The following is a 21,681-nucleotide window of genomic DNA, read 5'->3' as shown; positions in this document are numbered from 1 at the left end:
CATCGGGGCACGGCATGCGGCTGCAATTTCTCGGCGCTACCGATACGGTGACCGGCTCCAAGTATGTGCTTGAGACCGGCGCGCGCCGTGTCATGGTCGACTGCGGGCTGTTCCAGGGCTACAAGTCATTGCGCCTGCGCAACTGGGACAAGCTCGCCGTCAACCCGCACCATATCGACGCTGTCGTGCTCACGCACGCCCACATCGACCACAGCGGCTACCTTCCGCTGCTGGTCCGCAATGGGTTTCACGGCCCGGTCTATTGCACGAAAGGCACGGCGGAACTGTGCAACATCCTCTTGCCTGACAGCGCACGGCTTGCCGAGGAAGACGCGCACTACGCCAACGCAGAGGGATTCTCGCGCCATCATCCTGCCTTGCCGCTTTACGACGAGAAGGATGCCGCCAGGGCGCTGCGCAGGCTGCATCCGGTGGGCTATGGTGAGCGCTTTGCTGTAGCCGATGGTGTGGAAGCCGAGTTCCACCGTGCAGGACACATCATCGGTGCCGCCACGGCGACCTTGTTTGCCGAGGGCCGGCGCATTGTTTTTTCCGGCGACCTCGGGCGGCAGATCGATCCCGTCATGCGCCCGCCCGAGCCGATTACCGAGGCCGATACCCTGCTGGTCGAATCGACATACGGAGATCGCCTGCATCCAGAGGGCGACCCGCTCGACGCGCTTGAGCAGGTGGTGCAGCGGACGATCGGGCAGGGCGGCACGTTGCTGATTCCCGCCTTCGCGGTGGGCCGTACCCAAGCGCTGCTGTATTGCCTCTACATGTTGATCCGCCAGCATCGGATCCCGCATGTGCCGATCTACCTCGACAGCCCGATGGCCGAACTCGCCACCGAGGTATTCGCGCGCCATGTCGATGATCTGCATATCGAGGCAGCGGACTGTCAGGCCGCTTGCGCGTTGGCGATCCCGGTGCAAAGCCCCGAGCAGTCGATGCACCTTGGCAACGATCGCGCACCCAAGATCATCCTTGCGGCCAGCGGCATGGCAACGGGCGGCCGCGTCTTGCATCACCTCAAGAGCTTTGGCGGCGGCAGACGCAACGCCATCCTGATGTCGGGCTTCCAGGCTGCGGGTACACGAGGCGCAGCGCTGCTGGCGGGGCAACGGGCGTTGCGCGTGCATGGCCGCGAGGTTGCCATTCGCGCCTCGGTCGAGCAGATCCAGAATCTTTCCGCCCATGCGGATGCCAACGAGTTGATGACCTGGCTGCGCGGCTTTGCGCGTGCACCCCATCAAACGTTCATCGTGCATGGGGAGCCGGCCGCGAGCGATGCCTTGCGCCAGCGCATCGAGCACGAACTGCAGTGGCCGGTCCGCATGCCCGAGTATCGCCAGGCCTACTATCTGGAGGACGTATGAACGCCCCGGCCGTTGGTCTTGCTCCGCAGCGCGTGCTGATCGCCATGCCGGGCTGCGAGGCCGCCGCCATGCGACTTGCCATCCCGCTGAGCGCCGAGCTTGGACACGCCGCCGTAACGCACTTTCCGGATGGCGAATCGTACGTGCGGCTGTACACGCCGGTGCACGGCGCAGAGGTTGCCATCGTCTGCACGCTTGATCACCCCGACCAGAAATGCCTGCCACTGCTATGGCTGGCGATTGCCGCGCGTGAGGGCGGGGCGCGCCGTGTCGGGTTGATCGCGCCGTACCTCGCCTATATGCGGCAGGACGCTGTCTTTCATCCTGGCGAGGTTCGCGCGGCCGAGCACTTTGCCGCACTGTTGAACGGCGCATTCGACTGGCTCGTGACGGTCGACCCGCACCTGCACCGCATTGCGCATTTGTCGGATGTCTATCGCATGCCGACGGCGGCGGTGGAGGCTGCGCCCGCCATCGCCGCATGGATTCAGGCGCACGTGCGCGCACCGTTCCTGATAGGGCCTGACGAAGAAAGCCGGCAATGGGTCGCGCAGGTGGCCGATATCTGCGAGGCGCCTTGGGCTGCGCTGGCCAAGACGCGGCACAGCGCCTGGCACGTGGAGGTGGCAGATGCGCCGGCGATCCCGCCGCGCTGTATTCCCGTGCTGGTTGATGACATCGTCTCGACTGGGCGCACGATGCTCGCCGCGGCGGAGTCGCTGCGCCGGGCGGGCCATCCTCAGCCCGTGTGCATCGGAGTCCACGCCCTGTTTGCCGCAGACGCTTACAGCCAGTTGTGCGCGGCCAGCGCAGACGTCGTCACCTGCGACACCATCCCTCACCCGTCGAACCGGATAGCGCTGACTAAACCGCTGGTCGACGCCATCACTCGCATGTTCGATCTGCCACTGCGCGCGAGCCAGCAGTTGCTTGCTGGATGAGCCGACCTTCGTATCTGGAGACCATCATGAAACAGATCCTGTTCCCGCCGGACGAGCCGACCTACTGCGCGGCCGGGCCGCTGCTGCAGTGCGGCGCGTCGATCGACGGCAGCTGCGCGAGCTACGCCATCACGGCGGAGGCGCTCGAAGATCATTTTGGCGCGCGCTCATGCCGGTCGGACGATCTGCTCAGTGCGTTCCACGTGCACCGCGGAGACATCGAAAAGGTGGCGCGCTCCCTGTTCGAGCAGACCGGCGCCAAGGACATCACGCTGCACAGCGGGCACTTCCGCTTTGCCAACTGACGCGCCGCCATGACCACTGTCTTGATGCCCCTGGCCGATGCCCCGAGCACGCCCTGTGAGCAACTGACGTTCAAGGCGCTGGGCATCGATACGTGGCAAGAGCACGTCATCTACATGCACCCCGACAGCGCCGTCTGCCGGTCGGAAGGCTTTGCCGCGCAGGCCCGGGTGGAAGTCCGCATCGGGCAGCGATCGCTGATCGCCACGCTCAACCTGGTGGGCTCGGGGCTGCTGGAGAAGCATGAGGTCGGCCTGTCGTCCAGCGCGGTGGAACCGTTGATGGCCCGCCCCGGTGACCAGGTGTGCGTGACGCATGCGCCATCGCTGGAGTCGTTGCGCGCCTTGCGCGCCAAGCTCTATGGAGCGCACCTGGATGCGCGCCAGTTGCAGGAGATCATCAACGACATCTCGCAAGAACGCTATGCCGACGTCCATATCGCCGCGTTCCTCAGCGCGTGCGCGGCGGGGCGGATGACCATCAGGGAGACCATCGACCTGACGCAGGCCATGGTCGATTCGGGCGAGCGTCTGCACTGGGATCGCGCCGTCGTTGCAGACAAGCACTGCGTGGGCGGGCTGCCCGGCAATCGCACCAGCCCCATCGTCGTTGCCATCGGGGCAGCGGCAGGGTTGTTGCTGCCCAAGACTTCGTCACGTGCCATCACTTCGCCGGCCGGGACTGCCGACATGATGGAAACGCTCACGCGCGTCGACCTGAGTGCGGCGGAGCTGCGAAGGGTTGTGGATCAGGTAGGCGCATCGCTGGCCTGGGGCGGTGCATTGAGCCTGAGTCCGGCAGACGATGTGCTGATCCGCGTGGAAAGGGCGCTGGATGTCGACAGCGATGCGCAGCTGGTCGCATCCATTCTTTCGAAGAAGATTGCGGCCGGGTCGACGCATGTGCTGATCGATGTGCCGGTAGGGCCGACGGCCAAGGTGCGTAGTGTCGAAGACTTGGATCGCCTCGACATGCTGCTCCAGCGTGTGGCACAGGCATTCGGGGTCCGGGTTTTGATGGTGCGCACGGACGGCACGCAGCCGATTGGCCGCGGCATCGGCCCTGCGCTGGAAGCGAGAGACGTTCTGGCGGTGCTGCAGCGTTCGCCAACCGCACCGTTCGACTTGCGGGACCGTTCGCTATTGCTCGCCGGCGCCTTGCTGGAGTTTTGCGGTGCTGCCGTTGCCGGAACCGGGCTCGACATGGCAACCGGGTTGCTGGACAGCGGCGCGGCCTGGCGAAAGTTCGAAGCCATCTGCGAAGCGCAGGGCGGCTTGCGCACGCCAGGCGAGGCCGTCTTCCGTCGCGACGTCGTGGCGGAGAAAAATGGCGTGGTCACCAATATCGACAACCGGCACCTGGCGCGCATCGCGAAGCTCGCAGGCGCACCCATGCGGCAGGTCGCTGGCGTGCAGATGCACGTGCGATTGCGCGACCAGGTCGCCGTGGGCCAGCCGCTGTTCACGATTCACGCCCAAGCCTCCGGCGAGCTGGAGTACTCCTCGACATACGCGCTGACGCATGCCGTAGTCAGCCTGTCTGCGATGCAAATGGGCTGACCCAGATCGGTGAGCGGGCCAAGGCGTCCGAAAAAGCAGAAAAGCCCGCAGTGCCGCGGGCTTTCATGGGCAGGCGAACCGGGTCTACGCGCTCAGACGTGCATTCAACCGGCCACGCGTGATCGCCGCGATCTGCGCCAGCGCTTCGTCCTGCTCCTGCTCGGTGCTGCGATGCAGGCGGCGCTCCAACGAGGCAAAGATGCCCTCTCGCGTGTAGTGCCGCACACAGATGATGAAGGGAAAGCCGTGTCGCTCCAGGTAAGCAGCGTTCAACCGGTCGAGAGTGCTTTCCTGCTGATCCGACATGGCATCGAGCCCGGCGCTCTTCTGCTCGGCGTTGGAATCCGCCGTCATCGTGCCCGCCCGGATGTTGGCGCCCGACAGCAGCGGGTGCAGGTTCAGGAAGTCGCGCTGGCCGCGCGCGTCAAGCGTGCGTACCACGTTCATCATCGCGTTATGCAGCGCATCCACCGACGCAAACGGGCGCTGTGCCCAGGCGCCTTCGGCGGCCTGCGGAAAATGCTCGAATACGCTGCCGAAGGCATGCGCAAAGCCCGCGTGGTCCAGCGCATTGACCTGCGCCAGATCGATTGACTGTGACATGGACTGCTCTCCCGTAAAACCCCGCCGTTCCAGCCGGGCATGGACGATGAATACGGGCGCAGTATAGAAAGCGCCCGCGGCCCCGACGAGAGCAATGCCCCAATAAGGCGCATAACAGAACGCGATACCGCTGCCGGGGTGCCTATTCCCGGTGCATGTCGCGCAGGTCGCGCAATGCCTGCGAGGCGGCCGTCAGCATGCCGCGCAGCCAGATGTGCGCAGCCGAGCGATGGCGTGACGGGTGCCACAACTGGTAGAAGCGCATGAACGGAAAATCAATCGGCGGATTGAGCACCGCCACCGGCACATGCTGCGCATGGTAGTTGGCGAAATGACGGCCGGTGGTCAGGATCAAATCGGTGCCTGGGATCAGGCTGGGGGCGAGGTTGAAGTACGGACAGCTCACGCGGTTGTCGCGGTGCACGCGCATGGTGCTCAGGCCGGAATCCACCAGGCCGCGCTGGTCCCGCGAATAGGGCGTCGGCACGATATGCGAGGCGCTCAGATACGCCTGCGGCGTGAATTTTCCCGGCTGAGCGTGAATGCTGTCCTGCGCCACCACGCAGACCACATCGTCTTCCAGCAGTACCGACAGGTGCAGGTGTTCCGGCGGGTTGGGCCAGTTGCCGATGACGATGTCGGCCGAGCCGTCGGACAGCGCCTGCTCATAGTTGAACGTGGCGGCGAGCGGCACCGCCACCAGGCGCGCATGGGGCGCCGCCTGACGGAACTCGCGCACCACGTGGGCGAAGAAGGGCGGCGCCAGGTAGTCGGGCATGGCCACCGTGAAGGTCTGCTCGGTGGTGGCGGGGTCGAAGCGGTCATCCGACACCAGCAGGTTGTCCAGCGCGCTCAATGCCGCCTGCGCGTTGCGTGCCAGTTGCAGCGCGCGCTCGGTGGGCACCATGACGTTCTTCTCGCGCGTGAGCAGCGGATCGTTGAAGATGGTGCGCAGCCGCTTGAGCGCCGAGCTGATGGCGGGTTGCGACTGGTTCATGCGAATGGCGGTGCGAGACACGCTTTGCTCGGCGATCAGCGTGCACAGGACGCGGAGCAGGTAGGTATCGAACGGGTCGTCGGCGCGGATCATAAGGCGTGGGGCCGGGCGGGCAAGGGCAGCGAACGTTGTGTTGGCAATGTTTTAGCGTGTTGTTCCGGGCAGGGCAACGCGGTGCAACCCGAACACCAGCGCCCCGATTCGGTTCGGCTTGTCGTGCGCGTCGTGCGCGGCAAGCACTGGCGAGATGCCGCCTAGGGTAATCCATAGGTCAGCCGATCTCTCTGGTGACGGCCCACAATCCCTTTCCACACAAGGCTTCGCGGCCCATATCGATGCTGCTATAGGGCCTATACCAGCGTCCCCCCGTTTCCCGTTGCGGGGCGCTTCATATACTGCCTGCAACAAAAACAGACGGCCGTCGGCTTGGTGCAATTCTTGCCTCCGGACGAATGGCCTGCTGTCGTGATGCCCCACGGGTTGGATGGCGGAACGACGTCAACCGAAACAGGAGGGACTCTCATGTCCATCACCAAACAGGACATTCCCGTGTTCGCGGGAGCGACCGATGACGCGGAATCCAGCACTTACCGCAAGATCTCATGGCGCTTGCTGCCGTTCCTGGGCGTGCTGTGGGTGCTGGCGTGGCTGGACCGCGTCAACATCGGTTTTGCCAAGCTGCAGATGCTGGATTCGCTGCACTTCAGCGAGGCGGTGTACGGCCTGGGCGCTGGCATCTTCTTCCTGGGGTATTTCCTCTTCGAGGTGCCCTCGAACGCGTTGCTGCAGAAGATCGGCGCCAAGAAGACCATCATGCGCATCACCATCTGCTGGGGCGTGATCTGCATGTTGCAGACCTATGTGACCACGCCCACGCAGTTCTACATCCTGCGTTTTCTGCTGGGCGCGTTCGAGGCGGGCTTCTATCCGGGCGTGATCCTGTACCTGACCTACTGGTACCCCTCGCAGCGGCGCGCACGGGCGTTTGGCACGTTCATGTCGGCGTCGGCCATTGCGGGCGTGCTGGGCGGTCCGCTGGCGGGCTGGATCATGACCACGATGGGCGGTGTGCAAGGCATGCACGGCTGGCAGTGGCTGTTCATCCTGGAGGGCATCCCCTCGGTGGTGGCGGGCGTGGTGACGTGGTTCTACATGACCGACAAGCCTGAGGATGCCCACTGGCTGACCGAGGGCGAGAAGCGCGTCGTACTCGACGCACTGCGCCGCGACAGCGCCGCCATGGGTGAGCGCGGCCATAGCTGGCGTGAGCCGTTCACCAACCCGAAGGTATGGCTGCTGATCGCCATCTTCTTCTGCCTGCTGTGCGCCAATTCGACGCTCACGTTCTGGATCCCGACCATCATCAAGGATGTGGGCTTCGGCAACCCGATGGTCGTCGGCTGGATTGCGGCTGTGGCCTACCTCTGCGGCGCCATCGGCATGATCGCCAACGGCGCGCATTCCGATCGCCGCAACGAGGTCCGCTGGCACTTCAGCGGTGCAGCGATCGTCGGTGGTGTTGCCATGGCGGCGCTGGCCGTGCTGATGGGCGTGCCGGCGATGTCCCCCGTCATCATCATGCTGGCCATGACGGCCTCGCTGGTGGGCACCATGAGCGCCATCCCCGTGTTCTGGCAGCTTCCCAATCGCTATCTGGCGGGCAGCGCCGCGGCGGTGGGCGTGGCGTTGATCAACTCCGTCTCGAACCTGGCCGGCTTCGGCGCGCCTTATGTGATGGGGCTGATCAAGAATGCGACCGGCAAGGTCACCAGCGGCTTGTATCTGGTGGCGGTCATCGAGGTCCTGGCGGCGGTGCTGGTGCTCATCGGCATCCGCAATCTGCGCAACACCAAAGAGGCATGACATGCGTGACAACGACAACACCATCTTCGATGCAGGGCGCCGTCGCTTTGCCTTGCAATCCGTAGCACTGGGCGGCAGTGCGCTGCTGGCCGGTGCGGCTCAAGCGGCCGGCGCCGATGCCGCGGCTGCGGTACCCAACCAGACCACCGGCCCGGTACAGCAGGCTGGCCTGAGCCCGCGCCTGACGATGCACGCGCTGGACACCTGGCACGGCACGCCGGCCGCCGGCATGCGCGTGGACATGTTCCGCGTCGAGAATGGCCAGTCGCAGCACATCCAGACGATCACGCTGGCCCCCAACGGTCGCAGCGACCCGCCGCTGCTGATTGGCGACGCCTATCGCAACGGCACTTACGAGCTGCTGCTGCACGCCGATGAATACTTCGCTGCCCGCAAGGCCAACCTGCCGAAACCGCTGTTTCTGTCGAAGATTCCCCTGCGCTTTCGCGTGATGGATGCCAGCCGCCGCATCCACCTGCCCGTGCTGTTCGGGCCGTGGAGCTACAACTACTACCTCGGCAGCTAAGCATCAGGAGACCCACCATGGCAGGCATCAGCACGCACGTACTCGACGTATCCGTTGGCAAGCCCGTGGCCGGCATGCGGATCGAACTGTTCGACATGAGCACGCAGCCCCCCAAGCTCATCAACCGCACGCAGACCAACGGCGACGGCCGCACCGACGCCCCCATGCTTCCCGCCGCTCAGGCGCGCACGGGCGAGTTCGAGTTGCGCTTCTGGGTCGCAGACCATTTTCAGGACGCATTCTCCGACATGGTGCCCGTGCGCTTTACGGTGGCCGACGCAGCGCAGCACTATCACGTGCCGTTGTTGTGTTCGCCCTGGAGCTTTGGCACCTATCGCGGCAGCTGAGGCGCCGCGCTCCCCGATGTTCCAATGAACAAAGCCCGCGTTGCAGCGGGCTTTGTTCCTTTTAGGGCGGCGCGATCAAGCCTAGGCTGCCTGCTTGCGGGGGCGCCGTACCGCGCGGATCTTGCCGGTGGGCCCGCCGCCGCAGAAGAATTGATCTGCGCCATCCGATTCCAGCCCCGATACGGTCACGCCGGGCGGCATGTCGAGCTGCTCCAGCACCTCGCCGGTATGCGGATCGATGTGCCGCAAGTCGCTCGTATCGCCTTCCCACGTGGCGTGCCAGAGTTCACCGTCGACCCACGTGACGCCGGTGACGAACCGGTTCGATTCGATCGTGCGCAACACCTTGCCGGTGTCCGGGTCGATCTGGCGGATCTTGCGCTCACGGTAGTGGCCGACCCACAGCGTGCCTTCGGCCCACGCGAGGCCGGAATCGCCGCCGGCGCCCGGTGCGGGAATCGTCGCAAGCACGTTGCCCGTTTGCGGGTCAATTTTCTGGATGCGGTCTTCGGCGATCTGGAACAGGTGCCTCCCGTCAAACGCCGTGCCGGCATGGGCGGGTACGTCGATGGAGCGCTCCGTCTTGCCGCTGTCGGGATCGAGCTCCTTCAACTGGCCGCCCGCGGCAAACCAAATGCGCTCGCCGTTGTAGGTGACGCCGCCCACGTTTTCGACACCGGGGAAGGGGCCATATTCGCGGACGACTTCGGCGGTGGATCGTTTCATGTCGGGCTCGCTGGATTCGGTTGAGGAGTCTTCATCCTACTCACTCGGCAGCGGTGCCGGGAGTAACAAGGTGGTCGCGAATCCGGGTACCGGCGGGGTCACCCAGCGGCGCGCCCGTCCGTGCCCGAAGGACTGCACCTTGTCGGCTGCCGCCAATGCATCGAGCGCACGCTGCACCGTACGCTGGCTGGCCCCAAGCGCCAATGCCAGCGCCGAGCTCGACCACGACTCCCCATCGGCCAGGCAGGCAAGCACGGCGGCATGAGGCTCTTCAACCGGCTGCGCAAGCACGACGACGTCTTCGGCCCGGGTCGGCTGCAGGGCGAATCCGTGCCGGGTCGCCTTGACCGTGCCTAACGCGCCGAGGGCCGTGCGCAGACGCCCGATTTCAACACGCAGGCGCACGCGGTGCGACTCATCAGGGTGCCGTGTGCGGAATGCGCGGGCGATGAGGGTGTCTCTTGGCGCGTCTTCCGGCCACGCTTCAGCCAGTGCGCGCGCAAGCGTGAACAGCACCGGACGCGTGGCAAGCGAGACAACCGTGTCGGCCCGCCGTATGGCGAGCCGGCAAGCATCGACGACAAGCGCGTCGGATGCGAAGAGCGCTTCCACCTCGTCAAGCCGGAGAACACATTCGTTGCCGCGTGAGATCAGCCGGGCGGCAGGCGCGCTCAGTGCCTGCGCGGCGCGTTCGACCTCTGCCGTCAACGTCGGGATGCCGGCCTGCCGCGCAGCGAGATCGGCGTTGGCCAGGGCGGCGCACGCTGCAGCAGTCTGCAGCCGGCGCAACGCAATGCCGGCGACTACCAGGGCGTGGGCAGCCCGCAATACCGGCGGCAGCCGCACCGGGTTCAGTGCCGCAAGCGCGCGCTCGGCATCGTCCAGGCGGCCGATCAGCAGCAGGCGGCGGATGTCGAGATACCGCGCATGGGCAGCGTTGACGTGATCGCCGTGCGCCTCCAGCGTGGCGCGGGCACTGTCGAGGGTCTTGGCGGGCCAGCCGAGATCGCGCGAGGCGAGGGCGACTTCCGCTTCCGCCACGATGCAGCGAGCCCGCGCCAGGGCTTCTCTTGCGCCGAATGCGCGGGCGGCGCGACGCAGCAGCAACCTGGCGCGGGACAGGTCACCGAGCTGTGCCATGGCGATGCCGCGCAGCGCGAGCGCGGCCGCGTCGTCGCGCAGGGCAACGCGGTTCAGCGCTCCGAATGGGTCACCGGCAGCGAGGGCGCGCGCTGCGGCCGTGATCAAAGAATCCATTCGAATCCCGCCACACTTGTCACTCCCGCCGGTTGAGGTCGGCGCCTAATCTAGCACGACCAATCACCTGATTTTTGACCGACATGGAGGCAGGCATGAGTGCAGTACATCCCATCGGAACCCGTGAAGCGTGGCTCGCGGAGCGCATCGAACTCCTCAAGGCGGAGAAGGAACTCACCCGCCGCAGCGACGAGCTGGCACGCCGCCGACAAGCGCTGCCGTGGGTCCGCGTCGACAAGACCTATCGCTTTGAAACCGAGAACGGCGCTGCCGCGCTCGCTGATCTGTTCGGGGGGCGCTCGCAGTTGCTGGTCTATCACTTCATGTTCGGCCCCGACTACAAGGCGGGCTGCCCGTCGTGCTCGATGATTGCCGATGGTTTTGACGGCTTCGTCACGCATCTGGCAAACCACGACGTCACGCTGATGGCGGTGTCGCGCGGGCCGCTGGCCAAGCTGCTCGAATACCGCGGGCGGATGGGCTGGAGTTTTCCGTGGGTGTCGTCGGTGGGCAGCGATTTCAACTACGACTTCAACGTGTCGATCACGGAAGACCAGCAGCGCGCGGGCAGCGCCGACTACAACTACGTGCGCGGCAGCCACGTGATGGACGCATCCGACTTGCCCGAGCCCGTGCAGCAGTTCGCGAGCATGTGCGGCACCGACGCGCCCACCTACGTGCGCGACCGGCCCGGCATGAGCGCGTTCGTGCTCAAGGATGGCGTCGTGTACCACACGTACTCCACCTACGCACGTGGGCTCGATGGCTTGTGGGGTGCCTACCAATGGCTTGATCGCGCGCCACTGGGCCGGAATGAGACCGGTGTCTGGTGGCGTCGCCATGATGAGTACGGCCAACCGCGTTGAACTGCCGCGCGCGCATGCGGCGTCCGAGCGCGGTTTCCTGGCTGCCTCGGCGCTGCTGTTCGTGGCCAGCACGGCGGCGACGATAGCGTGGTGCCACGCCATGCCCAGCATGAGCGCGATGCCGATGGCCTGGATGCCGATGTGCGGGCAGACGTGGCCAACCTTCGCGGTAACGTTCATCGGCATGTGGACGCTGATGATGGTGCAGATGATGCTGCCATCCTTGCTGCCCGTGCTGTGGCGCTACCGTGTGGCGCTTCGCGCGGCCGGCGCGCCGAACATCGATGTGCCGACGGCGTTGGCGGGAGCGGCGTATTTCGCGGTGTGGGCGGCGGTCGGCGTGGTGGTCTTTGCGCTCGGGGCGGTGCTGGCGGCGTTGGAGATGACATGGCCGGTGCTGGCGCGGGGCGTTACCGCTGCAGGCGGGCTCATCGTTGTTGCGGCGGGGGCGCTCCAATTCAGCGCGTGGAAGGCGCGGCAGCTGGCGCGCTGCCACATGGCTCCTACGCCCAACGGGGCGGCATGGCGACACGGGGCGCGCCTTGGCGTCCGGTGCGTGGGTTCTTGCGCCGGTCTGACGGCGATCCTCCTGGTGGCCGGCGTCATGGACCTGCGGGTCATGGCGGCAGTGTCGGCCTGCATCACGCTGGAGCGGCTTGCGCCCGCCGGAGATCACATCGCCCGCCTCGTCGGCACGGTTGCCATGGGCGCGGGCTTGTACTGGATTGCTGAGCCGCTTCTCGGTGTCTGACGTGGCCTTGAAGGCATGTCCACGGGCGTTCACGCGGCGTTTCTTGCTTCGGCACCCTTTGTACATCTGGCGTAAGATGCCGGCTCGATTTTTGATCGCCGCTTGCAACACAAAGGGAAAATGAACGTTCCGCTCTTACTGAATATCGCGACTTTCGTCGTCATCCTGGGGGCTCTGGGCCGCGTGAACGCGAGCTGGAGCCTCGCCAAACGCGTGCTGTTGGGCATGGTGCTGGGCATCGTGTTCGGGCTGGTGCTGCACCTGATCTACGGCGACGACAGCGCGACGCTCAAGCAGTCGATCTCCTGGTTCAGCATCGTCGGCGGCGGTTATATCCAACTGCTGCAGATGATCGTCATGCCGCTGGTGCTGGTCTCGGTGCTGAACTCGGTGGCCAAGCTGAACAGCACGGCATCGCTGGGGAAGATCAGCGTGCTGACGATCGGCACGCTGCTGCTCACGACGCTGATTTCCGCGCTGGTCGGGGTGTTCGTCACCAACCTGTTCGGCCTGACAGCCCAGGGTCTCGTGCAAGGCGCCCAGGAAACCGCTCGGCTGACCGCCATCCAGGACAACTACGTGGGCAAAGTGGCAGACCTGACGGTTCCGCAGCTGCTGCAGTCCTTCCTGCCGAAGAATCCGTTTGCAGAGCTGACCGGCGCCAAGCCGACGTCCATCATCGGCGTGGTGATCTTCGCCGCTTTCCTGGGGGTGGCCGCGCTGCATCTGCTCAAGGATGACGCAGTGAAGGGCGAGCGCGTATTGACCGCCATTGACACCGCGCAGGCCTGGGTGATGAAGCTCGTGCGACTCGTCATCCGCCTGACCCCATACGGCGTGCTGGCGCTCATGACGAACGTGGTGGCCGTGTCCAACGTGCAGGACATCATCAAGCTCGGCGGCTTTGTCGTGGCCTCTTATCTGGGGCTGGCGATCATGTTCGGCGTGCATGCCGTGCTGCTGGCTCTGACCGGCATCAACCCGCTGCGCTTCTTCCGCAAGGTATGGCCGGCGCTGTCCTTCGCGTTCACGAGCCGGTCGAGCGCGGCCACCATTCCGCTGAGCATCGAGGCGCAGACACGGCGCCTGGGGGTGCCGGAATCCATCGCCAGCTTTGCGGCTTCGTTTGGTACCACGATCGGCCAGAACGGCTGCGCGGGGTTATATCCCGCCATGCTGGCGGTGATGGTGGCGCCCACTGTCGGCATCAACCCGCTCGATCCCGCCTGGATTGCGACGCTGGTTGCGGTCGTCACCCTCAGCTCGGCCGGCGTGGCGGGCGTTGGCGGCGGCGCCACCTTCGCAGCGCTGATCGTGCTGCCGGCCATGGGCTTGCCGGTGACGCTCGTGGCGCTGCTGATCTCCATCGAACCGCTGATCGACATGGGCCGTACCGCGCTCAACGTCAACGGATCGATGACCGCCGGGACCATCACCAGCCAGTTGCTGGGACAAACCGATCGCAGTGTCATCGACACCGATGATGCGCCCGAATTGAGCCATCGCTGAGCGCTGTGTCGCAAAGAAAAAATGCCGGCCCTGGGGTCGGCATTTTTCTTGGCGGCTTACTAGGACGCTTGCGCCAGCTCGGTCAGCAGGTCCATGAACGCGCCGGCCAGTTCGCTTGGCGTGGCCGCGCTTCTGCGCAACAGGCCGACGGGCTCTTTCGTGCCGGAGGTGGCAATGTCCAGTCGGAGCAACCCGCCATGTTCCAGATCGTCGAGTGCGGCGCGCTCGGGCGTAATCCACACGGCGTCGGACCGACAAGCCAGCAGGCGCGCGACCGACACCGACAGTGTTTCTGTGACGCCCGCCGGCAGGCGCAGCCCATGCGTCTGGAACAGCGCCTCGGTGTGATGGCGCGGCACCGTGCCGGGCGTGGCGATCACCAACGGGTAGTCCAACACCGCCTGCAATGAGGCCGATGCCCCCGGCTGCGCCAGCAGTGGATGTCCGGGCCGCACCACCAGTGCGAGCGGTTCGGCATACAGCAACTCGAACGACAGCCCCTGCATGGCGTCCGGCTCGGCCATGCGGCCGATGATGAAATCGAGCTCGCCGGCTTTCAGCGCGCTCAACAGTTCGATATTGGTGCCGGTGCGCAGCCGCACGCCGGCGTGCGGGCGCAGCGCATGCAGGCGGGCGATGGCCTGAGGCAGCAGGCTGCTCGCCACGGTGGGCAGGGCGCCGACGTGCACGACCGGCGCGGACGCATCGCCAGACCCCATCAGCGCGGCGGTGGCCGATTCCAACGCCTGTGTGACCCCCACCGCATGCCGCAGGAACTGCTCGCCAGCAGCGGTGAGCCGTGCGCCCTGGCGGCCGCGCTCCACGAGTTGCACACCGGCCAGCGCTTCCAGCTCGCCGAGTGTTTTCGATACCGCCGGCTGGCTTAGGTGCAGCCGCTCCGCCGCACGCCGCAGGTTGCGCTCCTGCGCGATGGCGACAAAGCAGCTCAGGTGCCGGAACCGGATGCGGGAGGGCAGATCGCCGGACAGCAGATTTTCCATAACCTCTGGTTATTGATTTTTCGATCAGAAGTCAATTTACTTCACTTTTTGGCAGATATACAGTGCTTTCCAAGCATTCACAAGGAGACACCCATGACCCTGCCGCTTTCCGGCACCGGCGAGTTTGCACAGCGCGACACCACGCAGCATCCGCCCGCACTGACCCCCGGCTACAAGACCAGCGTGCTGCGTTCGCCGCGCAAGGCGCTCATCTCCACGCTCAACACGCTGTCGGAAACCACCGCGCCGGTGTTCCATGCCGACGATCTCGGCCCGCTCGACAACGACCTCATCCTCAACTACGCCAAGGACGGCCTGCCGATCGGCGAGCGCATCATCGTCCATGGCTATGTGCGCGACGAGTTCGGCCGTCCGGTGCCGAACGCGCTGGTCGAGGTATGGCAGGCCAACGCCGGCGGCCGCTACCGCCACAAGAACGACCGTTACCTCGCGCCGATCGATCCGAACTTCGGCGGTTGCGGCCGCATGCTGACGGACGCCAATGGCTACTACGTCTATCGCACCGTCAGGCCGGGCGCGTACCCCTGGCGCAATAGCATCAACGACTGGCGCCCCGCGCATATCCATTACTCGCTGTCGGGCGACGGCTGGGCGCAGCGTCTGATCACGCAGATGTACTTTGAAGGCGACCCGATGATCGCGCAGTGCCCGATCATCAAGACCATCCCCAGCGAAGAGCAGGTGCGCGGCCTGATTGCGCTGCTCGACACGGCCAACCACGTGCCGCTCGATTCGCGCTGCTACCGCTTTGACATCACGCTGCGCGGCCGTCGCGCCACGCATTTCGAGAACGCCCTGCAAGGAGCCAAATAATGACGACGACCACGCTCCGTGAATCGCTCGAACGTGCCCAGGCAACGGCCATGACGACCACACCGCCGTTTGCGCACTTCAACGAGACGGCCTCGCAGACGGGCGGCCCGTATGTGCATATCGGCCTTGCGCCGCGCCAGGCCGGCTTCGATATCTACGACAAGGAATTCGGCAGCGTGCTGACCACGCCTGCCACGCGCGGCGAACGCATCGCCCTGGAAGGCCGCGTCTACGACGGCTCCGGCTCGCTCGTGCGCGATGTGCTGATCGAGATCTGGCAGGCCAACGCCGATGGCAAATACGCCCACCCGGGAGATCGCCAAGACAAGCCTGTCGACGCCGCCTTCCGCGGCTGGGGGCGTGGCGGCGCCGATTTCGACACGGGGGTCTACCGCTTCGACACCATCAAGCCGGGTGCGGTGGCTGGCCGCGCGGGCGCGGTGCAGGCGCCGCACATCTGCATGGTGCTGTTTGCGCGTGGCATCAACCTGGGCCTGCATACGCGGGTGTATTTCAGCGACGAGGCTGCCGCCAACAGCGCTGACCCGGTGCTGAACGGTATCGAGTGGGAAGTGCGCCGCCAGACACTGGTCGCCCAGCGCAGCGAGCGCAACGGCGAGGTGGTCTACACCTTTGACGTGCGCCTGCAGGACACGCCCGACGGCGGGCCGGAGACGGTGTTCTTCGATATCTGATCGACGCATCACAGCAGCAGGCACAACGCCCGGCAGGTTTGCACCGCCGGGCGTTGTTTTTTGTGCGGCAGGCAGGCGTTTCAACCGGACTTTCAGCGACACGTCACGCGTGCGCCGATAATGAGCGGATCGCCAACCGGCGTCTTGCGACCGTCCCGTGACCCAACTGACCCTTCCCGGATTCGAAGCCACCCCGCAGTTGCCTGCGCATCGCGTGTTTCTGGCCATCAAGCCCGACGCCGATACCGCAGCGCGCATTGCACAGCGGGTCGAGCAGTTGCGGCCTGTGGTCGGATTCAAGGGGAAAGCGCTGCGCCCCGAGCGTCTGCACGTCACGCTGCACCACCTGGGCGACTTCGTTCAACCGCCGCCAGAAGACCTGATTGCGAGAACGCGGCAGGCCGCAGCCGGGCTTGCGCTGCCGCCATTTGATGTTGCCTTTGACCAAGTGGTGAGCTTTCACGGCCGCCGCGACCATCGCCCCTTCGTGCTGCTGGGCGGCGAGGGGGTTGCCGAGTTGATGACGTTTCAGGCAGTGCTGGGCGAGGCCTTGCAGCACGCCGGGGTGCCCGTGCCGCGCGGGCATTTCAAGCCACACGTCACGCTGCTGTATGACCGCGGCGGCTTCGCGCCGAAAGCGGTCGAGCCCATCAGCTGGACCGTACGCGAGTTCGTGCTGATCCATAGCTGGCTGGGCAAGACCCGGTATGACGAACTCGGACGCTGGCCGCTCAACGGTTGAGAAGATCGCGCATCAGGCACAGCCCTCAGGCCCGCAGACCGGGCCGTCGGCTCCGCCCACCGGTGCCGGTGCACCGATGTGCTGTGCCAGCGCCTGTGCCCATTGTTCGGGGCGGCCAAGCCACGGGCCGATGTCGATACTGCCCACGCGGCCATCAGCGTCTTCCAATGCAAACGTCGGATAACCCTGGCCGCCCACACGATCGAGCCACTGCCGAGCGGCCGCCATGTGCTGCTGCGCGAGCGCCCCGGCTTGCCGCGCGTATTCCGCATCGAAGGCTTCAGGCGACAAGCCGATCTCTGCCGCCAGTTCACGCAGCACGGGCACATCGGCAACTCGCCGGCCTTCTTCGTAATGTGCGCGCTGAATACGGTGGATCATGTCCAGCCCGCGCCCGCCCAGCGCCTCTGCCGCCAGCACTGTGGTGATGGGCGGTTCGGAATCCATCACCGCAGTGGGGTCGCGCAGCAGGCCCTCGAAATACGGTTCGCCGAAGGGCTGGCCGGTCATCTCGGCGATGCGGTGATCGTGCGGCATGACGTAGTTGCGCCATTGCGGCGTAACTGCGCGGCGGTTCGGGCCCGCCAGCATGCCGCCGCCGTGGAAGGCGACCTGCAGGCCCGGCACCGTGCGTGCAGCATCCACCAGCGGCGCGGCGCCGTAGCACCAGCCGCACAGCGGGTCGTAGATGTAATGCAATGTCGTCATGGCTGTTTCCATGTTATTGAGGTCACTTCATTTCGCCCTGGGCGCAGATCAACACCAATACGGAGGCGCATGCGTTGCGAGCGCTGGCAGGCGAGTAGGCCGCTGTCATGCGGTACGTCCGCCATCGGGGCGCCGTACGGCCAGCAGACCCAGCGCCAGCACGCAGAACACCGCGCCCGCGTGGAAGGTGGCAGCCGCCCCCAGCTTGTCCCATAGCGCGCCCGCCAGGACGCTGGCGGCCAGCATGGCCACACCGCTTACCAGGTTGAACATGCCGTACGCAGTGCCGCGCAGGTCCGGTGGTGCCGTATCGGCCACCATGGTTGCCAGCAGGCCCTGTGTGATGCCCATATGCACGCCCCACAGCGCCACGCCCGCGATGACCACACTCCAGTGGCTGGACAGGCCGAGCACCACATCGGCGGCAATCAGCACGATCAGCCCAAGCACCAGCAGCCGCGTATGCCGCATGCGGTCGGAGAGCTTGCCGAACGGATACGCCGTCAGCGCATAGACCACGTTCATCGCCACCATCACCAGCGGTACCAGCGCTGCGGGAATACCGCCTTGCTGCGCGCGCAGCACCAGAAACGCCTCGGAAAAGCGCGCGAGCGTGAAGACCGCGCCGATCATCACCACCCACCAATACGCGCCGCTCAGCCGCTTCAGGTTGTCTCGGCGGATGGGGTTGGTGCGCTGGGTGCCGTTGCCGGCCTCCGGCTCACGCAGGCCGAATGCGAGCAGCGCGACCGACAGCAGCCCCGGCATCACGGCTACCCAGAACACGGCGCGGAAATCGTTGGCCCACAGCAGCATCAGCCCGACTGCCAGGAGCGGCCCCAGAAACGCCCCCACGGTGTCGAGCGATTGCCGCAACCCGAAGGCCGCGCCGCGCAGTTCGGAAGGCGCAATGTCGGCGACCAGCGCATCGCGGGGCGCCCCGCGTACGCCCTTGCCGACGCGGTCCAGCAAACGTGCCGTCAGCACGATGCCGGTGGTGGGCGCGATGGCAAACAGCGGCTTGGAGAGCGCCCCCAGCGCATAGCCGAACACGGCCAGGCCCTTGCGCTTGCCTAGGTAGTCGCTCAGCGTGCCGGAGAAGATCTTGACCACCAGCGCGGTCGATTCGCCCAGCCCCTCGATCAGCCCGACCGTCAAGGCGCTGGCCCCGAGTGTCGACACCATGAACAGCGGCAGCAGGCTGTGGATCATCTCGGAGGCGACGTCCATCAGCAGGCTGACGCCGCCGAGGATCCAGATGCCCGCAGGAATCTGTCGCAGGACGCTGCGGCGCGAGGTAAGGGTCATGGTGTGGCAGCCAGTTCGGTATGAAAGCGTTCGACTTGCGACAGGACGCCGGCGCGCACGGTATCCCACACGCGCGTGGAGAAATCGTTCGGCAGCATGGACTGAACCTGATCCAACCCGGCGGGTACGCGCTCCATCAGCGCCTGCATCTGCGCAAACGCATGCGGCACGCCTGATTGTGCGGCCAGCGCCTGCCAGTGCCGCACGTGGATGTCGGCCAGCCGCGCATGTGCGTTCTTGCCGCGCAGCGCCATCGCCAGCCGCGCGCGATACGGCGAGAGCTGATTTGGCCCGTCGCCCATGATCGGCCAGACGGAGAGCACGTCATACAGCGGCGTCATACGGAAACGCCCGCCGCGCTCGATGGCCAGCGAGAAGTTCTTCGCATGCCCGTCCGTGGCGGCCAGCAGCCAGAAAGCGAGCTGCGCCAGCACGAAGCGGCGCTTGTCGTCGATGGCCTGTTCGGAGGCCGACAGCAGGCCGAGGCACGTACGCATGCCCGGGCCGCCGTCGTTCTCGTACTTGCGATGCGCGGGCGTGCCGGTGGCCTGGCAGAAATCTTCTTGCGGCAGGCGCGCAATCCAGGTGTTGCCGGGCATCCAGCGCCGATCGAAGCGCTCGACGGCCAGCACCTTGCGACCGCCGAAACGGGCGATTTCCGTGCGGGCCACGTCCAGGCCCCATGCCGAGAGCAACTGCGCGCACAGCCACTCGTTGTCCACGGAGTCCTGCATGTCGGCGCGGATGTTGCCGATCAGGCCCAGCGGCAGCTTGAGGATGTGCGTGGTGGGCGTGGCGCCCAGCGGCCGGTGCCAGGCATCGCCCGATTTGCCGCTGATCCGCAGGAGAGCGGTTTTCTCCTGGGCGCCGGCAATCGAGATGCGGAAGGCGTCGGGGTCGTCGGCGTCTTCACCGAGCGCGGGGTTGGCGGTCAGGTTGCGCAGCAGCGTATCGACCTGGGTGTCGGAAAGCGGTTCGCTGTCGATGCGGTTGAAGCCGGTGGGCTCCATGCCGGGCGGCAGCAGCTGCACGGCGCCCACGCAGTCGCGACCGATGGCAGCCAGCAGCTCGGCCGCATCGGTGGAGGCAAGGCCGAAACGTCGCCGCACGCGCTCGCGGATGGGCTGGGCGTCGGGCAGCAGGTTGTCGAAATAGTCGTCGACGACCTGGCCACGCAGCTCAGGCACACCGGCGGGGATCGGCAGGGACAGCGACAGCGGCCGGGCATTCGGCGAGCGCAGCCACGCATCGTCATAGCGCAGGATCGGCACACCCGCGCGACTGGCGGTCCAGACGCCGACGTGCTCGCCGTTCATCCACAGATGGAGTTCGGGATGCGCCATCGCTTACCAGTCGGCCGGTGTGTCGGTGGCGGGCGCGGCGGTGCGCACGGCCAACTGTGCGCCGAGTGCATGCAGGATGCGTAGCAGTTGCTCGAAGCCGACCGCGCCAGGGTCTTTTTCGATGTCGGCGATGCGGTTCTGGCTCACGCCCAGCAGCGCGCCGAGTTGGGCCTGCGTGAGCCCGCGCGCCTTGCGCAACGATTTCAGATGCGCCGACAACTGCGGCGCTGAGGAAAGCAGTGTATCCATCAGATATCACCCAAAGACGATATCTGCACTCTATCGCTCAAAAGCGATAAATGCAAGATATCGCAAATCAGCGATATTTGTAGCTTATCGTTTTTTGGCGATATTTGTGGCAGCCCGAATGACGTCTCTGGGGTGTGCGTTCAAACGCGCTCAGGTGTGGGAGCGGCCTGGGCTTCAGCCTCCGCACGGATCCATGCCGCCACATCGCGCACATCGCGACGCGGATTGGGCTCCGCCTGGATCAGCCAGTACGCATGCGTGTTATGCAGGCCAGGGGCCGTGGTCGGCACTGTCACCAGACGGCCATCGGCCAGTAGCGGCGCGATCAGCTCAAGGCGCCCAAGCGCGATGCCCTGGCCCGCCACCGCTGCGTGGATGATCTGGTCGTGCTGGTTGAAGCGCAGCACGGTGCGGGGTTTGGCGTGGCTCCAGCCGGCGGCGGCCAGCCAATCGGTCCACTGGAGCCAGGGGCGGCGCAGGTCACGGTCGTCAAAATCGAGCAGGGTCAGGCCGGCCAGCGCTTCGGCGGAGTCGAGCGCGCGCACGCCGAGCGACGGATGTGCGACGGGGGCCACGGTTTCCCCAAACAGGCGGATCGCGCCCGGTGGTGCATCCGCCGGTGGGCAGTAGCGAATGGCCAGTTCAATGCCCTCATTTTTCAGGTCGACGAGGCGGTTATTGGTGGCCACGCGCACGTCGATGTCGGGATACTGCTGCTGAAAGCGCGCCAGGCGGGGCAGCAGCCACAAGCCTGTTACGCCGATGCTGGCGGTAATCGTGACCGGTCGTCGCTCGGCGGCCACGCGGATGGCGCCAATGGCGTCCTGCAACTGCTGCACGGCGCTGTCGGCGCTGCGGAACAGGCGTTCACCCTCGGGCGTGAATGCAATTGAGCGATGGCCGCGCACCAGCAGCTTCACGCCCAGCGTTTCCTCAAGCGCAGACACCTGCCGGCTGACCGCTGATTGGGTCAGGCATAGGTCATCAGCGGCAAGCGTGATGCTCATGCGCCGGCCCACCGCCACGAAACCGCGCAGCAAGTCCAGGGATGCCAATCGAACCAGGGGTGCAGACATGCGCTTTCCTCATGCAAAGCGTTCTCAAAGATCAATTGAGAACCCGAATATGGCGAAGTTTAATAGGCCATCGGGCGACATTCCACCCAAACGCACAT

General features: G+C 65.8%; 23 protein-coding genes. 13 read left to right on the top strand and 10 right to left on the bottom strand.

The window, feature by feature from the left end; all coding sequences use genetic code 11:
* The first annotated feature begins 14 nt into the window (after positions 1-14).
* Genes NG900_RS11670 through NG900_RS11655 form a run of 4 tightly spaced genes read left to right on the top strand, consistent with a single transcriptional unit; the run spans position 15 to position 4,182 of the window.
* Positions 15-1,379 (top strand): MBL fold metallo-hydrolase RNA specificity domain-containing protein, encoded by a 1,365-nt coding sequence (locus NG900_RS11670; RefSeq protein ID WP_252680328.1) that lies wholly within the window; start codon positions 15-17, stop codon positions 1,377-1,379.
* Complete coding sequence (locus NG900_RS11665) at positions 1,376-2,320, top strand: ribose-phosphate pyrophosphokinase (protein WP_252680326.1); 945 nt, start codon at positions 1,376-1,378, stop codon at positions 2,318-2,320. Before NG900_RS11670 ends, NG900_RS11665 begins: the two co-directional genes overlap by 4 nt.
* 26 nt (positions 2,321-2,346) lie before the next feature.
* The gene (locus NG900_RS11660) at positions 2,347-2,625 is read left to right on the top strand and encodes a DUF1488 family protein (RefSeq protein WP_252680324.1); all 279 of its coding nucleotides are present in this window, start codon (positions 2,347-2,349) and stop codon (positions 2,623-2,625) included.
* A gap of 9 nt (positions 2,626-2,634) precedes the next feature.
* Entirely contained in the window at positions 2,635-4,182 is a 1,548-nt protein-coding gene (locus NG900_RS11655; RefSeq protein ID WP_252680322.1) for a thymidine phosphorylase family protein, read from the top strand.
* A gap of 84 nt (positions 4,183-4,266) precedes the next feature.
* Here NG900_RS11655 and uraD read toward each other — a convergent pair whose 3' ends face one another.
* Together uraD and NG900_RS11645 are read right to left on the bottom strand one after the other, a co-directional pair.
* Entirely contained in the window at positions 4,267-4,785 is a 519-nt protein-coding gene (uraD, locus tag NG900_RS11650) for a 2-oxo-4-hydroxy-4-carboxy-5-ureidoimidazoline decarboxylase (protein WP_252680320.1), read from the bottom strand.
* A 142-nt stretch (positions 4,786-4,927) separates the two neighbouring features.
* Positions 4,928-5,875: a LysR family transcriptional regulator gene (locus NG900_RS11645; protein WP_252680318.1), complete on the bottom strand. Its 948-nt coding sequence runs from the start codon at positions 5,873-5,875 to the stop codon at positions 4,928-4,930.
* 429 nt (positions 5,876-6,304) lie between these two features.
* Between NG900_RS11645 and NG900_RS11640 the strand changes: the two genes are divergently transcribed.
* The 3 genes from NG900_RS11640 to uraH are packed head-to-tail and all read left to right on the top strand — an operon-like array spanning position 6,305 to position 8,518.
* Positions 6,305-7,645: an MFS transporter gene (locus NG900_RS11640; RefSeq protein ID WP_252680316.1), complete on the top strand. Its 1,341-nt coding sequence runs from the start codon at positions 6,305-6,307 to the stop codon at positions 7,643-7,645.
* Position 7,646: 1 nt separating this feature from the next.
* The gene (locus NG900_RS11635; protein ID WP_252680314.1) at positions 7,647-8,171 is read left to right on the top strand and encodes a hydroxyisourate hydrolase; all 525 of its coding nucleotides are present in this window, start codon (positions 7,647-7,649) and stop codon (positions 8,169-8,171) included.
* A 17-nt stretch (positions 8,172-8,188) separates the two neighbouring features.
* Positions 8,189-8,518 carry a hydroxyisourate hydrolase gene (uraH, locus tag NG900_RS11630; protein ID WP_252680312.1) on the top strand — a complete coding sequence of 110 codons (330 nt, stop codon included), beginning with the start codon at positions 8,189-8,191 and terminating at the stop codon, positions 8,516-8,518.
* An 81-nt stretch (positions 8,519-8,599) separates the two neighbouring features.
* Here the strand turns inward: uraH and NG900_RS11625 are convergent, their stop codons facing one another.
* Complete coding sequence (locus NG900_RS11625) at positions 8,600-9,244, bottom strand: Vgb family protein (RefSeq protein WP_252680310.1); 645 nt, start codon at positions 9,242-9,244, stop codon at positions 8,600-8,602.
* Positions 9,245-9,280: 36 nt separating this feature from the next.
* Positions 9,281-10,501, bottom strand: coding sequence for a helix-turn-helix domain-containing protein (locus NG900_RS11620; protein WP_252680308.1), 1,221 nt, complete (start codon positions 10,499-10,501; stop codon positions 9,281-9,283).
* A gap of 95 nt (positions 10,502-10,596) precedes the next feature.
* Here NG900_RS11620 and NG900_RS11615 point away from each other — a divergent pair, with 95 nt between their 5' ends.
* The 3 genes from NG900_RS11615 to NG900_RS11605 all read left to right on the top strand — a co-directional run bounded on the left by NG900_RS11615 (position 10,597) and on the right by NG900_RS11605 (position 13,627).
* Positions 10,597-11,367: a DUF899 domain-containing protein gene (locus NG900_RS11615; protein ID WP_252680306.1), complete on the top strand. Its 771-nt coding sequence runs from the start codon at positions 10,597-10,599 to the stop codon at positions 11,365-11,367.
* Positions 11,342-12,118 carry a DUF2182 domain-containing protein gene (locus tag NG900_RS11610; protein WP_252680304.1) on the top strand — a complete coding sequence of 259 codons (777 nt, stop codon included), beginning with the start codon at positions 11,342-11,344 and terminating at the stop codon, positions 12,116-12,118. Before NG900_RS11615 ends, NG900_RS11610 begins: the two co-directional genes overlap by 26 nt.
* 120 nt (positions 12,119-12,238) lie before the next feature.
* Complete coding sequence (locus NG900_RS11605) at positions 12,239-13,627, top strand: L-cystine transporter (protein WP_252680302.1); 1,389 nt, start codon at positions 12,239-12,241, stop codon at positions 13,625-13,627.
* Between the two features lie 59 nt (positions 13,628-13,686).
* Here NG900_RS11605 and pcaQ read toward each other — a convergent pair whose 3' ends face one another.
* The gene (gene pcaQ / locus NG900_RS11600) at positions 13,687-14,628 is read right to left on the bottom strand and encodes a pca operon transcription factor PcaQ (RefSeq protein WP_252680300.1); all 942 of its coding nucleotides are present in this window, start codon (positions 14,626-14,628) and stop codon (positions 13,687-13,689) included.
* Positions 14,629-14,721: 93 nt separating this feature from the next.
* Between pcaQ and pcaH the strand changes: the two genes are divergently transcribed.
* From pcaH to thpR, 3 genes are all read left to right on the top strand, one after another.
* Positions 14,722-15,462, top strand: coding sequence for a protocatechuate 3,4-dioxygenase subunit beta (pcaH, locus tag NG900_RS11595; RefSeq protein WP_252680298.1), 741 nt, complete (start codon positions 14,722-14,724; stop codon positions 15,460-15,462).
* Entirely contained in the window at positions 15,462-16,157 is a 696-nt protein-coding gene (gene pcaG, locus NG900_RS11590) for a protocatechuate 3,4-dioxygenase subunit alpha (RefSeq protein WP_252680296.1), read from the top strand. Before pcaH ends, pcaG begins: the two co-directional genes overlap by 1 nt.
* Positions 16,158-16,314: 157 nt before the next feature.
* A complete protein-coding gene (gene thpR, locus NG900_RS11585) occupies positions 16,315-16,899 on the top strand; it encodes an RNA 2',3'-cyclic phosphodiesterase (protein ID WP_252680294.1) in 585 nt (194 codons plus the stop codon).
* 12 nt (positions 16,900-16,911) lie between these two features.
* Here the strand turns inward: thpR and NG900_RS11580 are convergent, their stop codons facing one another.
* The 5 genes from NG900_RS11580 to NG900_RS11560 all read right to left on the bottom strand — a co-directional run bounded on the left by NG900_RS11580 (position 16,912) and on the right by NG900_RS11560 (position 21,583).
* Positions 16,912-17,607: a DsbA family protein gene (locus tag NG900_RS11580; protein ID WP_252680292.1), complete on the bottom strand. Its 696-nt coding sequence runs from the start codon at positions 17,605-17,607 to the stop codon at positions 16,912-16,914.
* A 105-nt stretch (positions 17,608-17,712) separates the two neighbouring features.
* A complete protein-coding gene (locus NG900_RS11575; protein ID WP_252680290.1) occupies positions 17,713-18,915 on the bottom strand; it encodes an MFS transporter in 1,203 nt (400 codons plus the stop codon).
* Positions 18,912-20,258 (bottom strand): type II toxin-antitoxin system HipA family toxin, encoded by a 1,347-nt coding sequence (locus tag NG900_RS11570; protein ID WP_252680288.1) that lies wholly within the window; start codon positions 20,256-20,258, stop codon positions 18,912-18,914. The genes NG900_RS11575 and NG900_RS11570 overlap by 4 nt, the downstream gene beginning before the upstream one ends.
* A 3-nt stretch (positions 20,259-20,261) precedes the next feature.
* Positions 20,262-20,507: a helix-turn-helix transcriptional regulator gene (locus tag NG900_RS11565; protein ID WP_252680286.1), complete on the bottom strand. Its 246-nt coding sequence runs from the start codon at positions 20,505-20,507 to the stop codon at positions 20,262-20,264.
* 140 nt (positions 20,508-20,647) lie between these two features.
* On the bottom strand, positions 20,648-21,583 hold the full coding sequence (locus NG900_RS11560; RefSeq protein ID WP_252680284.1) for a LysR substrate-binding domain-containing protein: 936 nt from the start codon (positions 21,581-21,583) through the stop codon (positions 20,648-20,650).
* Positions 21,584-21,681 lie beyond the last annotated feature (98 nt).

The organism is Ralstonia soli (assembly GCF_023955655.1).
GTDB classification, from domain to species: Bacteria; Pseudomonadota; Gammaproteobacteria; order Burkholderiales; family Burkholderiaceae; genus Ralstonia; species Ralstonia soli.
The sequence above is the reverse complement of the archived record's forward strand: the minus strand, read 5'-3'. Positions and strand labels throughout refer to the sequence as shown.